Annotated in this window: 13 protein-coding genes; 8 read left to right on the top strand and 5 right to left on the bottom strand. The window is 26.7% G+C overall.

Annotation, left to right across the window (positions count from 1 at the left end):
- Window positions 1-3: 3 nt before the first annotated feature.
- Genes GBG18_RS05750 through GBG18_RS05770 form a run of 5 tightly spaced genes read left to right on the top strand, consistent with a single transcriptional unit; the run spans window position 4 to window position 3449 of the window.
- The gene (locus tag GBG18_RS05750) at window positions 4-603 is read left to right on the top strand and encodes a MarC family protein (protein WP_152189225.1); all 600 of its coding nucleotides are present in this window, start codon (window positions 4-6) and stop codon (window positions 601-603) included.
- Entirely contained in the window at window positions 603-1097 is a 495-nt protein-coding gene (locus tag GBG18_RS05755) for a bifunctional adenosylcobinamide kinase/adenosylcobinamide-phosphate guanylyltransferase (protein ID WP_152189227.1), read from the top strand. Before GBG18_RS05750 ends, GBG18_RS05755 begins: the two co-directional genes overlap by 1 nt.
- Window positions 1094-1840, top strand: a complete 747-nt coding sequence (locus GBG18_RS05760; protein ID WP_152189229.1) for an adenosylcobinamide-GDP ribazoletransferase — start codon at window positions 1094-1096, stop codon at window positions 1838-1840. The genes GBG18_RS05755 and GBG18_RS05760 overlap by 4 nt, the downstream gene beginning before the upstream one ends.
- Window positions 1837-2850, top strand: a complete 1014-nt coding sequence (locus tag GBG18_RS05765) for a pyridoxal phosphate-dependent aminotransferase (protein WP_152189231.1) — start codon at window positions 1837-1839, stop codon at window positions 2848-2850. Before GBG18_RS05760 ends, GBG18_RS05765 begins: the two co-directional genes overlap by 4 nt.
- Window positions 2844-3449, top strand: a complete 606-nt coding sequence (locus GBG18_RS05770; RefSeq protein WP_152189233.1) for a transglutaminase-like domain-containing protein — start codon at window positions 2844-2846, stop codon at window positions 3447-3449. The genes GBG18_RS05765 and GBG18_RS05770 overlap by 7 nt, the downstream gene beginning before the upstream one ends.
- Here GBG18_RS05770 and GBG18_RS05775 read toward each other — a convergent pair.
- Complete coding sequence (locus GBG18_RS05775; protein WP_152189235.1) at window positions 3436-4974, bottom strand: sensor domain-containing diguanylate cyclase; 1539 nt, start codon at window positions 4972-4974, stop codon at window positions 3436-3438. The two genes, GBG18_RS05770 and GBG18_RS05775, sit on opposite strands and share 14 nt — an antisense overlap.
- Window positions 4975-5193: 219 nt before the next feature.
- Between GBG18_RS05775 and GBG18_RS05780 the strand changes: the two genes are divergently transcribed.
- Genes GBG18_RS05780 through GBG18_RS05790 form a run of 3 tightly spaced genes read left to right on the top strand, consistent with a single transcriptional unit; the run spans window position 5194 to window position 7893 of the window.
- Window positions 5194-6585, top strand: a complete 1392-nt coding sequence (locus GBG18_RS05780) for a cobyric acid synthase (RefSeq protein WP_152189237.1) — start codon at window positions 5194-5196, stop codon at window positions 6583-6585.
- Window positions 6575-7471: an adenosylcobinamide-phosphate synthase CbiB gene (gene cbiB / locus GBG18_RS05785; protein WP_152189239.1), complete on the top strand. Its 897-nt coding sequence runs from the start codon at window positions 6575-6577 to the stop codon at window positions 7469-7471. Before GBG18_RS05780 ends, cbiB begins: the two co-directional genes overlap by 11 nt.
- Entirely contained in the window at window positions 7471-7893 is a 423-nt protein-coding gene (locus GBG18_RS05790; RefSeq protein ID WP_152189252.1) for a hypothetical protein, read from the top strand. The genes cbiB and GBG18_RS05790 overlap by 1 nt, the downstream gene beginning before the upstream one ends.
- Before the next feature lie 4 nt (window positions 7894-7897).
- Here the strand turns inward: GBG18_RS05790 and GBG18_RS05795 are convergent, their stop codons facing one another.
- The 4 genes from GBG18_RS05795 to ilvD all read right to left on the bottom strand — a co-directional run bounded on the left by GBG18_RS05795 (window position 7898) and on the right by ilvD (window position 12995).
- Window positions 7898-9115: an ArsS family sensor histidine kinase gene (locus GBG18_RS05795; protein WP_152189241.1), complete on the bottom strand. Its 1218-nt coding sequence runs from the start codon at window positions 9113-9115 to the stop codon at window positions 7898-7900.
- Complete coding sequence (locus tag GBG18_RS05800) at window positions 9112-9786, bottom strand: response regulator transcription factor (protein ID WP_193311082.1); 675 nt, start codon at window positions 9784-9786, stop codon at window positions 9112-9114. The genes GBG18_RS05795 and GBG18_RS05800 overlap by 4 nt, the downstream gene beginning before the upstream one ends.
- An 11-nt stretch (window positions 9787-9797) precedes the next feature.
- The gene (locus GBG18_RS05805; RefSeq protein ID WP_152189245.1) at window positions 9798-11216 is read right to left on the bottom strand and encodes a Do family serine endopeptidase; all 1419 of its coding nucleotides are present in this window, start codon (window positions 11214-11216) and stop codon (window positions 9798-9800) included.
- 90 nt (window positions 11217-11306) lie between these two features.
- A complete protein-coding gene (gene ilvD, locus GBG18_RS05810; protein ID WP_152189247.1) occupies window positions 11307-12995 on the bottom strand; it encodes a dihydroxy-acid dehydratase in 1689 nt (562 codons plus the stop codon).
- Window positions 12996-13138: the final 143 nt, after the last annotated feature.

Genomic DNA, 13138 nt, shown 5'->3' on the forward strand with positions numbered 1-13138 from the left:
AAAATGGAATTATTTATTTCAACTTTTTTAAAAATGTTTTTTATTATGACACCATTTTTTGTGTTATCAGTTTTTTTAACAGTAACACATGATGCAACAGCAAAAGAGAGAAAAGCTCTAGCTATAAAAGTTACAATATCAGTAATTGTGACTAGTTTAATCTTACTGTTTTTTGGTACTCATATTTTTGATGTATTTGGGATAACTTTAGATGCGTTTAGAATTGGAGCTGGAGCATTGTTATTTTTATCTGCTGTTGAATTAATTCAAGGAAATAAAGCAACTGCAAAAGTTGGAGATAAAGATATCTTAGATTTAGCAGTCGTACCTCTTGCTATTCCTATTACAATTGGACCTGGAACTATTGGTATTTTACTTGTAATGGGTGGAACTTTTGAGAACACTTCTTCAATGCTTATGGGAAGTTTAGCCTTAGTTTGTGCAGTTTTAGTTATAGGAATTATGCTTTATAGTTCAAGTATCTTTGAAAAAATAATAGGAAAGCAAGGGCTTTTAGTAATTTCTAAAATAACAGGATTATTTTTAGCAGCTTTATCTGCTCAAATTGTATTTACTGGTATTAAAAACTTTTTAGGTCTATAATGAAAGTATTATATTTTGGTGGACAAAAATCAGGTAAAACAAGTGCTGCTTCACAAAAAGCACTTGAATTATCAAAAAATAAAAAGCCATATTATGTAGCAACATATGATAACTCTTATAATGATAGCTCAATGCAAACAAGAATTGACAGACATTTAGAAGATAGAGTTGATGAATTTTTGACAATTGAAGAGCCAAAAGATTTAAACAAAGTAATAGTTGATAACAATACTTATTTAGTTGATTGTGTTTCTATGTGGCTTTTTAATAATCTTGGACTTTCTGAAGAAGATTTAAAACAACAGTTAAAAGATATTTGTAAAATAGATGCAAATATAGTATTTGTTTTAAACGATGTATCTTGTGGAGTAATTCCCTTTGATAGTGAATCTAGGAAATTTGTTGATTTTTCAGGACTTATTGGACAAGAGTTAGTAAAGCTTTGTGATGAAGTTTATGAAGTAAAATATTCAATTTCAAAGAAGTTAAAATGAAACAAGTTTTAAATGCCTTTTACTTTGCACTTTCATACTTTTCAATTATTCCAGTTTTTGTAAAAGAGATGAAAATAGATAATGATACTTATAAATATACTCTTGCCTTACTTCCTTTAGTAGGAGCAATACTTGCAAGTTTAGTAATTGGTTTAAATATTTTATTAAGTGAATTCTTTAATCCTTTATATGCAGCATTTGTAGCTTCTGTAGTATATTTAGCTCTTTATGGATTTTTACACTTAGAAGCAATATGTGATGTTGTTGATGCATGGTTTGCTTCATATTCAGGGAAAGATCCTTATGCGATTATGAAAGACCCAACTATTGGTGCAATTGGCGGACTTTATGCTTTTTGTTTTGTTTTATTAAAAGTTGGTATTTCTACTTATGTTTTATTTGAAGAACAATATGCTCTATTTTTTACAGTTTTAGTTTTTTCAAGATTAAATTTTATGTATTTATTAGGATTTTTTAAATTTAGTAAAGATAGCTTTTTATCACTTGCTTTTCAAGGTGCAGGTGTTGGCAAACTAAAACTATATACTTTGGTGTATGTTATCTTATGCTGGTATTTACTTCCAAGTGCAATAGTTCTTTTATTTATTTCAATGCTAAGTTTTTATTTTGTATTAAAAGTACTTAATAGAAAGTTCTCTTTTGTAAATGGAGATTGTTTAGGCTTTACACTAGAGCATACAGAATTGATACTTTTAAATATAGGATTGGCATTAATCTTATGAAAACTTATGAACATGGTGGTCAAATAGAAAGTTTTGCTAATGATTTAAACTGTGAAGTAAAAGAGATAATTGACCTTTCTTCAAATATAAACTTTATAAAACCAGAAGTAAATATTGACTTTAATAATCTTGATATTTCAGCCTATCCAATATATGATAAATTATATGAAAAAATAGCAAATAATTATAAAGTAAAACCTTCTCAAATTGAGCTTTTTAATGGTGGAAGTTCTGCAATATTTTCATTATTTAAACACTTAAATTTAAAGCATTGTACTATTTATTCACCTGCTTATTTAGAGTATAAAAAAGCATGTATAAATTTTGGATATGAATTACGTACTATTAATAGATTTGAAAATATAAGTTTGCCTGTAAAAGATGAAAGTTTAGTAATTTTTGTAAATCCATCAACTCCTGATGGAACATATTATGATTTAGATATTTTAATAAACTATTGGATTGAAAAAAATTGCACTATTTTAATAGATGAAAGTTTTTTAGACTTTTGTGATGGAAATTCAGCTATTAAGTATTTAAAAAAATATGATAAATTATATATTTTAAAATCTATGACAAAATTCTATTCAAGTGCAGGTATTAGAGTTGGAACTATAGTTTCAAATGAAAAGAATATTGATAGTCTAAAACGTTTTGAACCTATGTGGAAACTCTCACACTTTGATTCAAATTATTTGCAAGCAGCACTTGATGATATCAACTTTAAAAGAATTTCAAAAGCAATAAATATTAAAAATAGAATAGAATTAGAAAATGTTTTAGAAAATACATCTTTAGTAGAATCAATATACCAAAGTAAAGCAAACTATATACTAGTGAAACTAAAAAATATAAATGCAAAAGAACTACAAGAAAAACTAAAACGATATAAAATTATGATTCGTGATTGTTCGAACTTTGATTATTTAGATGAATATTATATAAGAGTAGCCGTAAAATCAAGAACTTCAATACAAATATTTAAAAAAGCATTAGAAGAGATATGTTAGTTCAAAACAAGTTTTTAAAATACTTCTCTTTTTTTCTATCTTTTATTTTCTTAATTTATTTAATATATATGATAGTAAGTTCCTTTTATATAGTAAAAAAACAATTTATTGATATTGGTGATTTAACTTATGTAAACCAAGTAAGAACTGATGATTATACTTTAAAACTAGCAAATTTTTTAACAAAAGATTGTCAAAAAAATGAAGTATGTGAAGTACAATCAATGCTAGATTTTGTAACAAAAATACCCTATAAAATAAATGAAAGCATAGCAAGAAGTTCAAAACAAGTAGTAACACAAAACTTTGGTGATTGCGATGATAAGTCAAATCTTCTAATCTCAATGTTAAAAATGAAAGGTTATGAAGCTTATTTTGTACTTGTACCCAAACATATATTTGTAATAGTTAAGCTTGAAGAAAAACTAGCAAATAAAAAAGCATTATATGTAAATGGCAAAGCTTTTTATAAACTAGAATCAACTGCAACCTTATCCAAAATAGGATTTCCTTTAAAGTATACCTTTGATGAAATAGAGGCAATAATTGATCCTTTTAAAAACAAACAGTTAATTATAAAAGAGCTTATTTACAAGTAGCTTTTTCTTTATAAATAACTAGTCTATTTTTACCACTATTTTTAGCTTCATATAAAGCTATATCAGCTTCTTTATATAAAGTATCAATATCAAGACCTTGTGATGCTTTTTTTGTACTTATTCCTATTGAAACACTTACTTTTTTATTCTTAGTATATTTATGTTCAATATTTAATTTATTTATTCTATCTATTAGTTTTTGAGCAATTATAGGAGCACTTGTTTTACCTTTTTCTTCACTAATAAATATTGAAAACTCTTCTCCTCCCATTCTAAATGCAATATCAGATGATCTTTTCAATGAATCGAGTAATACTTTTGATATCTTTTCTAAAACTATATCTCCTTTTAGATGTCCATAGTTATCGTTGTATAATTTAAAAGAATCTATATCAATCATTAGGAAAGAAACATGATTTTCATTTCTAATAGATTTTTTTAATTCAATTGGCAATTGTTCATTAAAATGTCTTCTATTATATAGTTTTGTCAGCTGATCAATTTTAGATAATTCAATAAGCTCTTTAGTAGACTCATTTAGTTTTGTAGTTACATCTTCTAAAAAGAAGTAGTATATAGAAATTATTACAAAGGCTATCATAAATAAAAACACTGACAAAAGAAATTGATACTTAGCAAGTGACATTTGGTCTTTTTCTAAATTTGTTAATGCAATAATCTTTCCTACTTCATTCTTCTTTATATCATATAGTTTCATAACACCGATTTGATACTCACTTTTAGATTTCTCTTGAGTAGTTTGAAGGTTTAAATATCCATCAATTAGATTAACTAAATCTTTATTCATATATTTAATAGTTGAATTAATAATATAGTAATCATTTGTTTCTCTATACTCTTTTATTTTTATGTTTGAATTACTCTTAAGTTTTAATTTCTCTAAATTTATAAGATTTTTTTCAATGGCAATTAATATTTCAGCATTTAATACATTTGATAAATACGGTGTTAAATAATCAATCTCTTCGCCAAGTTCCAAATAACCTACTATTTTGCCATTTATATAGTAAGGGGAAACAAATCTATTTGTTAGATTATGACTGATTCCAAACTCTATGCCATAGGAGTCTTTATTTGTTAGTGTTGAATTATTAAGAGTAAATCTATTTATCGTATCTGAATGTTTTTTAGGATTATGCACTCTTAAAAATATTTTTTCATCTAAACCATGAAAATAAAAATGAGTTATTCCAAACTTCTTATTTAGTCTTTTATATAAATCTTTTGTAAGTAAAAAAAGTTTTTTTCTATCTTGTTGTAAAAATGCATTTGAAATATTAGTGTCTTTTTGAATATTTAGTATTAGTTCTTTATATAGTTTATTATTATCATTAATTTTATTTTTGTAGATGTTTTTTATACTATGATTAATCTCTTGAGTTCTAATATTTTGATATTTTACGTACATTGTATCAAGTGATAAAAATGATGTAATCCCTATTATTAAAAATCCTAGTACAAAGGGAACAAATGTTTTAAATAGTAAGTATTTTTGTCCTCTCATAATTTATCCTTCATAAAAAATAATTTATAAAAATACATGTAATGATTACTATAGCATATAAATAATTATAAAAGAACATATTTTAAGTTTAGTTTAAAAAAATAATTGTTTATTACATTTTTGACAATATATATAATAAACAATATAATGCCAAATCTTACGACACCATAATATTTACAAAAAAGAATAAACAACTTTATAAAATAGGAATTCTAATAGATGAAAAACATCTCAATACTAGGAACAAGTTCAGACGCTGGAAAGTCAACTATCACATTTGTAATAGCAAAAATACTACAAGATCTAGGGTATAAAATTGCACCGTTTAAAGCACAAAATGTATCAAATAATTCTCACGTATGTGATGATGGAAGTGAAATAGCAATTGCACAGTACTTTCAAAGTGAAGTATTAGGAGTAGAAACTTCTTATCATTTAAATCCAGTATTGCTTAAGTCTGGTCGTGGAAGTTCAGCTTCTTTAATAGTTGAGGGTAAAGTAGTAGCAAATAAAGATGTCTTAGAATACTATAGAGACTTAGATTTACTAAAACCTGCTGTTAAAAGGTGCTATGAATACTTAGATTCAAAATATGATTGCATTGTAAATGAAGGAGCAGGAAGTCCAGTTGAATTAAACTTAATGGATAAAGACCTTTCTAATATCTTTATAGCAAACGAATACAATACAAAAATTATATTAGTAGCAGATATAGAAAAGGGTGGAGTATTTGCATCTATATATGGTGTATATCATTTACTTCCAGAAAAGTTAAGAAACAATATCATAGGTGTAGTAGTAAATAAATTTAGAGGAGATTTATCCCTTTTTGATGAAGGTATTAGAATTATTGAAGAAGATTTTAAAATACCAGTTTTAGGAGTATTACCATATATCCCATTTAACTTAGGTTTTGAAGATTCAGCTTCTTTAAAAAACTTTGTACAAAATCCTAAAAAGAAAAAACTAGATATTGCAGTTATTTCATATCCATATATGAGTAACTATAATGACATAGAACCTTTAATATGTGATGATGAGGTTTTTGTAGAGTTTGTGGATTATAATGTATCACTTGAAAAATTTGATTTAGTAATACTTCCAGGATCAAAACTTGTTATAAAAGATTTAAAGTGGTTAAAAGAAAATGGACTATTTGAACAAATTAAGAACTACAAAAAAGATATTTGTTGTATTTGTGGTGGATATGAAATGATGTTTGAAACTTTAGATGATAAGTACGCATTAGAGAATGATGAAAACTTAATTGAAGAGGGATTTGGAAAAATTCCTGCTAGTATTACTTTTGAAAAGCAGAAGATACTAGAAAAGAAAACATACGATTTATTTAATACTCAAATAGAAGGTTTTGAAATACATCATGGTATGAGTGAAAAATATCCATTATCATATGAATGTAAAAAATTTAAAGGTACATTTGTTCATGGTATCTTTGATAATGATGAGTTTAGAACTTCATATTTTAAAGAGTTGAATTCTTCATATATAGGATATAAGTTCGAAGAGTATAAAAGAAATTCTATTAATACTTTTGTTAAAACAATGAAAGATAAACTTGATGTTCAAAGAATCTTAGACGATGTTTTATAGTATTGCTTTAATAGCTTATATCATTGATAATATCTTTGGTGAGTTTGAGAAACTAAAGTTTAACTCTCCTTTGAAGCATCCTATTATATATATGGGTGATTATATTTCATGGTTTCAAAAGAAATTTTATCAAGACTCTATTTTAAGAGGTGCAATACTAGTAGCAACTTTGATTTTTATTGTTTATCTTATCACTTCAGTCCTAGCTAGTTTTGACAACATTATATTTCAAGGCTTTTTAGCTTCTTTTACCTTAGCAAGTAAAATGTTATATGATAGTGTAAAAGATGTGATATCAAGTGAAGATTTAAATATAAAAAAAGAAAAAATATCTATGTTAGTAAGCAGAGACACTAGTGATATGAATAATTCAGATATTAATAAAGCAGCAATTGAAACGTATTCAGAAAACTTGAGTGATGGTGTTATTGCTCCTTTGTTTTATTTATTATGTTTTGGAATAGTTGGAGCTTTTATATATAAAGCTATTAATACTTTAGATTCTATGGTTGGATATAGAAATCAAAGGTACGAAAAGTTTGGAAAAGTATCTGCAATACTTGATGATATAGTAAATTATATTCCCTCAAGAATAACAGCTGTTTTAATAGCTTTTCTTTTTATGAGTAAAAAAGCATTATTTGAGTTTTATAAATTTGGGAAAAAACATGAAAGTCCAAATGCTGGATTACCAATATCTGCTATGGCTTTAAGTATAGGTCTTAAGCTAGGAGGTCCTACTTCTTATTTTGGAAAGGTTAAATCTAAAGCTTTTTTTGGAATTGGAAAAGAAAACATTGAAAATTCTGATGTTTTAAAGACACTTTCGTTAAAGTATCGCTTAGATATATTTATAATAATTGTATTAATTTTAGGAGTACTATGATGACTTATGACGAGTGGTTTATCCAACAAGGTAACCTTCACGCAAATGTAATGAAAAAATTAGAAGATAAAAGTGTTGATGAGGTAATAGAATATTTCAAGTTTGAAAATATGGTTAAAAATGAACCAGACTTCTGTCCTTTATATAAAGATAATAAAAAATGCCATGATATGGAAGATTTAAACTGCTACCTTTGTGCCTGTCCAAACTTTAGATTTAAAACAGAAGGTTTTGAAAAGACTGAAGAAGGAAGAACTTTATTTTCTGTATGTAATATTAAATCAAGAGATGGTTCGCAATATATTGGAGATGATTATATTCATCAAAATTGCTCAGGATGTATAGTTCCTCATAGAGCTAAGTATATTAAAAAACATTTCAATCGTTCTTGGTTTGAAGTAATGAAAGATGTAAGAGCTTAAGCTTTTACATCTTTATGCAAAAGTAGTTTTTCCCATCTTTATAATGATAGGTAAATTTATAACCATGTAAATTTACAATAGTTTTTACAATATATAATCCCAATCCAAAGCCATCACTTCTTTTTTCTTCTTGTGAAAAAGCTTCTGTATAATAATCTAAATCATACTTTAAAGGCTCACCTAGTGAACTAATTTCAATTTGTTCTTTAGATGCATTAATAATTGCTTTGTTATTTGGAGAAAATTTAATTGCATTATCAATTAAGTTTTTAAGAGCAATTGAAAACATTGATACATCAACTTCAAATTGAAAACCTTTTATTTTTGAAGCAATATTCTCAGGACTAATCATCATAATCTCTAAAGTTTTAGTATAAATATTAAAAAATGATGTTTGTTCTTTATACATCATACTATTAGCCGAAGTAAGTTTTTCAACAGTTGCAAGCTCTTTTATAATATCATCCATTCTTTTAAAAGCTCTTTGAAGATTATCTCTTGTTTGTTCATTCTGTAAAGTTTCAGCAATAAACATTGCTTTGGTAATAGGTGTTTTAAGTTCATGCATCATATTTCTCATAAATAAATCTTTTGATTTACTTTGATTATTTATAAGTCTAATAGCTTCATTAAAACTTTTTGCAATAGTTCCTATTTCATCATTACTAATTGCTTTGATTTTTATATCTTTATTTCCATTAGAAAATTCAATTATTTGTTTATTTAATAGTTTAAGAGGTTTTAATTTTCTTTTTAAAATTGCATATAAGAAGAAGATTGTAATAAGTGAAATAACAAAGGCTGAAATAATAATCGCCATACTATAGTTACTATTTCTTATATCTTTAAGCATTAAATTATAGCCATATTGCTGTACATATATATAGTATTGAGCATCATATTTATAAACTCTATATGTTCCTAAATAATTCTGTGTAATTGTTAGTTCTTGAGCATTTTTAATGATTTTAAGTTTATCATCTCTATTTTCAAGAGGTCTTACTTGAAACTTTTTAAATAGGTTTATTAAAGATTCAGCTGTTGGTAAATTTTGGAAAGTACTTAAAAAATTTTCTGCAATAAGTTCATATCTATTTTGTTGATTAATCTCATGCTTTTGTTTATCAAAACTAATAAATAAAGAAAATGTAATAACTGTAGCTATAAAAGCTAATGAAAATATTATATTAATAAACGTAGAAATAGAGATGTTTCTTATCATACTAACTGATATCCAATACCTCTAACGGATTTTATATAAGTTTTACTACTATCAATTTTTGATAGTTTTGATCTAATTCTTGAAACAATTACATCAATATTTTTTAGACTAGAATCATCTTCAATACTATCACTTGCATAGATAAAATCTTCTCTAGCTATTACTCCACCATTTCTTTTGATAAGTAATTTTAAAATATCATATTCTGCAAGAGTAAGAGTAAGCGAAATTCCTTTAAAAGATATTTGCATATCTTCTTCTTTTACAGTAAAAGGTGAAGTGTTTTCTTCTTTTTTTATTTCAGGAAGATCTACTCTTTTTAAAATAGTTTTTATTCTAGCTTGAAGTTCTCTTGGATTATAAGGTTTTGGTAAATAATCATCTGCACCCCTTTCTAATCCCATTACTTTATCCAAAATATCATCACGAGCTGAACTTATAATAATTGGTATTTCAGATTTTTCCCTGATTTTTGGAAGTAGTTCTAATCCATCAATCTCAGGTAGCGTTAAATCTAAAATAAGTAATTTAAACTCTTTATTTATACTTAACATTGATAGCCCGTTATATGGGCTATCAGTATTCGTAACTTCAATATCAAATGATGATAAATAGTCAGTGATTATTTGAGCAAGCTCTAAATCATCTTCGATCATTAGTACTTTTATGATGAGAAATCCTTTTATTTTATAACAAATAGAATAGTTTGACCATATCTATTTACATAAACTCTTTTATGTTTATTTTTATATTTTGTTAATGCTGTTTCAACATTTTGGAAGTTTTTAATTTCAATTTCTTCAATTTGAATTATAATATCTCCAGCTTGGAAGCCAACTTTTTCTGCCTTACTTTTTGGTTCAACATCTGATATTAAAAGACCTTTTGTATCAGGAGCTAATCTAAATTGTTTTTGCATATCTTTTGTAATAGCACTTAATCTAAGACCACCTAAAACTCTTCCACTATTAGATTGAATATGAACTAAACTTGTTCTGTTTCCTAAAACTATAGTAAGTTCAATATCTTTCTTATCTCTTTCTACATTAAGTACAATTTTTTGATTTGGTTTAAATGATGCAACCATATTTTGTAAAGCTGTTCTATCTTTAATAGGTTTGTTATTAATTGCATAAATTAAATCCCCTCTTTTTACACCATATTTAGATGCCGGAGTATCAACTGATACATCTAAAACTAAAGCACCTTTTTTATGGTTATAAACTTTTGACATCTCTTTATCTAAATCACTAATAGCAACTCCAAGATATCCACGAGTAACTTTTCCATCTGCTACTAGTTTTTGAACAACATCTTTAACCATAGCAACAGGAATAGCAAAACCTATACCATTATTTCCACCACTTTTAGAAATAATAGCAGTATTAATTCCAATTAATGCACCACGACTGTCTACTAAGGCACCACCAGAGTTTCCTGGATTTATTGAAGCATCAGTTTGAATATAGTTTTCATATCTATTAATTCCAACTTTATTTTTATTAAGTGCTGAAATAATACCTTGTGTTACAGTACTTCCAATTCCAAATGGGTTTCCAATTGCAAAAATAACATCTGCAATTTCTAGCTCTTTTGAATGTCCAAATTTAATAGGTTTTAGTTTTGTTGATTCAATTTTAATTACAGCTAAATCACTATCTGAATCTTTACCAATTAATTTTGCATTAAATTCAGCTGGATCATTTCCAATTGTTACTGTAATTTCATCTGCGTTTTCAATAACATGATTATTAGTAACTATATATCCATTTTCAGAGACAATAACTCCTGAACCCAAAGATCTTTGTACTTTATTTTGTTTAAATTGATTACCAAATTGATCTCCAAAAAATCTTTTGAAGAATGGATCATTAAACATTTGTAATGGAAGGTTTTCCATTGATGAATCTACATGTCTTTTTGTAGAGATATTTACAACAGAGTTTAATGATTGTTTGATAGCAGCATTAAAAGATAAAATTTGATTGTTTGTATTTGGGGCTACTCTCTCTGGATTTTTGTCCATTATATTAAAATTTATTGATTCAGCAAATAATTGAGTTGCAATTAAAGTTGAGGCAAATAAAAGTTTTTTCTTCACAATATGTCCTTTTTAGTTTTTTGATTAAATTATTGTAAAGTAAAAGCGTAAACTATTTTTCAATCAATAGTTAACGCTTTATTAATAAAATTATAAGTCAGTTTTTAGCATAGCTCCATTACTTGCATTTGTAACTAATGATCTATATTGTCCTAACCAGCTTGAAGTAAGAGGCTTTTTAAGAGGTTTGAAGTTCTCTTTTCTTTTTGCAATCTCTTCATCACTTAAATCTACTGATAAAAGATATGCATCAACATCAATATTAATAATATCTCCATCTTCTAATAATCCAATCATTCCACCCTCAGCAGCTTCAGGACTTACGTGACCAATTGAAGCACCTCTTGTAGCACCACTAAATCTACCATCAGTAATTAATGCAACAGTATCACCTAAACCCATTCCCATAATAAGTGAAGTAGGGGCTAACATTTCTTGCATACCAGGACCACCTTTAGGACCTTCATATCTAATAACTACAACATCACCATGAGTTACTTTTTTACCAATAATTCCTGCAATTGCTTCAGCTTGACCATCAAAACATACAGCTTTTCCAGTAAGTTTTCTAGCTCCTGTAATTCCTGCAGTTTTAATAACAGCACCTTCTTCGGCTAAATTACCATATAAAATAGCTAAACCACCAACATCAGAATAAGGATTGTCAATTGTATGAATAATATTAGTATCTTTAATATAAGCATCAGAAATTTTTTCTAAAGTAGATTCACCCGTAATTGTTAAATTATCAAGTAAAATATCATCACCACGTTTAGTCATCTCTTTCATAACTGCATTAACTCCACCAGCTTTGTTAATATCTTCCATGTGAACAGTTGATAAAGATGGAGAAATCTTAGCAATATGAGAAACTCTTTTAGAAATCTTATTGATATCTTCTAAGTTAAAATCAACTTTTGCTTCTCTTGCAATTGCTAACATATGTAATACAGTATTAGAAGAACCACCCATTGCCATATCAACAGCAAAAGCATTTCTAACAGCATTTTCATTTAGAATATTTCTTAATAAGAATTTTTCTCTTGATTGTTTATCTAAAGCAATTTCACAAATTCTTTTAGCTGCTTGTCTATATAATACTTCTCTCTCAGGAGTTAAAGCTAAGATAGTTCCATTTCCAGGAAGTGCAATACCCATAGCTTCCATTAGAGTATTCATTGAGTTTGCTGTAAACATTCCAGAACATGAACCACCACTTGGACATGCATTACACTCAATATCATGTAACTCTTCATCTGTAATCTCACCAGCTTCATGTTTACCAACAGCTTCAAAAGCAGTTGCTAAATCAATAGGCGTACCATCTTGAGTATGCCCTTTTTGCATTGGTCCACCAGATACAAAAATAGTAGGAACATTAACTCTTAATGCACCCATAATCATACCTGGTACAATTTTATCACAGTTTGGAATAGCAATCATTGCATCTAATTTATGTGCATTCATTACTGTTTCAATTGAACTTGCAATTAATTCTCTTGATGGTAATGAAAATAACATACCATCATGACCCATTGCAATACCATCATCAACACCAATAGTATTAAATTCAAATGGAACACAACCATTCTTTTTAATTTCATCTTTTATAATTTCACCAACTTTATTTAAAAAGAAGTGTCCAGGAATTAATTCAATAAAAGAGTTTGCAACTCCAATAAATGGTTTTTCAAAATCATCATCTTTTAATCCTGTAGCTCTTAATAACGATCTATGCGGCGCTCTATCAAAGCCTTTCTTTACTTCATCACTTCTCAATTTTAATCCTTTAAACATATATATAATTTATATCTAGATTATACTTTTTATTAATTTTAACTCTTATTAAAATTAGATAAAAGTATAAAATTCAATATTTGTTCTAAAAATACTTGACAAAGAACAATTAATCTATTATAATT

Source organism: Poseidonibacter ostreae (assembly GCF_009208075.1).
Classification (GTDB): domain Bacteria; phylum Campylobacterota; class Campylobacteria; order Campylobacterales; family Arcobacteraceae; genus Poseidonibacter; species Poseidonibacter ostreae.

Excerpts from the sequence above, each read along its gene's own strand:
- GBG18_RS05775 (WP_152189235.1), bottom strand. The coding sequence starts at position 4,974 with ATGAGAGGACAAAAATACTTACTATTTAAAACATTTGTTCCCTTTGTA.
- cbiB (WP_152189239.1), top strand. The coding sequence starts at position 6,575 with ATGTTTTATAGTATTGCTTTAATAGCTTATATCATTGATAATATCTTT.
- GBG18_RS05760 (WP_152189229.1), top strand. The coding sequence starts at position 1,094 with ATGAAACAAGTTTTAAATGCCTTTTACTTTGCACTTTCATACTTTTCA.
- GBG18_RS05795 (WP_152189241.1), bottom strand. The coding sequence starts at position 9,115 with ATGATAAGAAACATCTCTATTTCTACGTTTATTAATATAATATTTTCA.
- GBG18_RS05765 (WP_152189231.1), top strand. The coding sequence starts at position 1,837 with ATGAAAACTTATGAACATGGTGGTCAAATAGAAAGTTTTGCTAATGAT.
- GBG18_RS05750 (WP_152189225.1), top strand. The coding sequence starts at position 4 with ATGGAATTATTTATTTCAACTTTTTTAAAAATGTTTTTTATTATGACA.
- GBG18_RS05790 (WP_152189252.1), top strand. The coding sequence starts at position 7,471 with ATGACTTATGACGAGTGGTTTATCCAACAAGGTAACCTTCACGCAAAT.
- GBG18_RS05780 (WP_152189237.1), top strand. The coding sequence starts at position 5,194 with ATGAAAAACATCTCAATACTAGGAACAAGTTCAGACGCTGGAAAGTCA.
- GBG18_RS05755 (WP_152189227.1), top strand. The coding sequence starts at position 603 with ATGAAAGTATTATATTTTGGTGGACAAAAATCAGGTAAAACAAGTGCT.
- GBG18_RS05770 (WP_152189233.1), top strand. The coding sequence starts at position 2,844 with ATGTTAGTTCAAAACAAGTTTTTAAAATACTTCTCTTTTTTTCTATCT.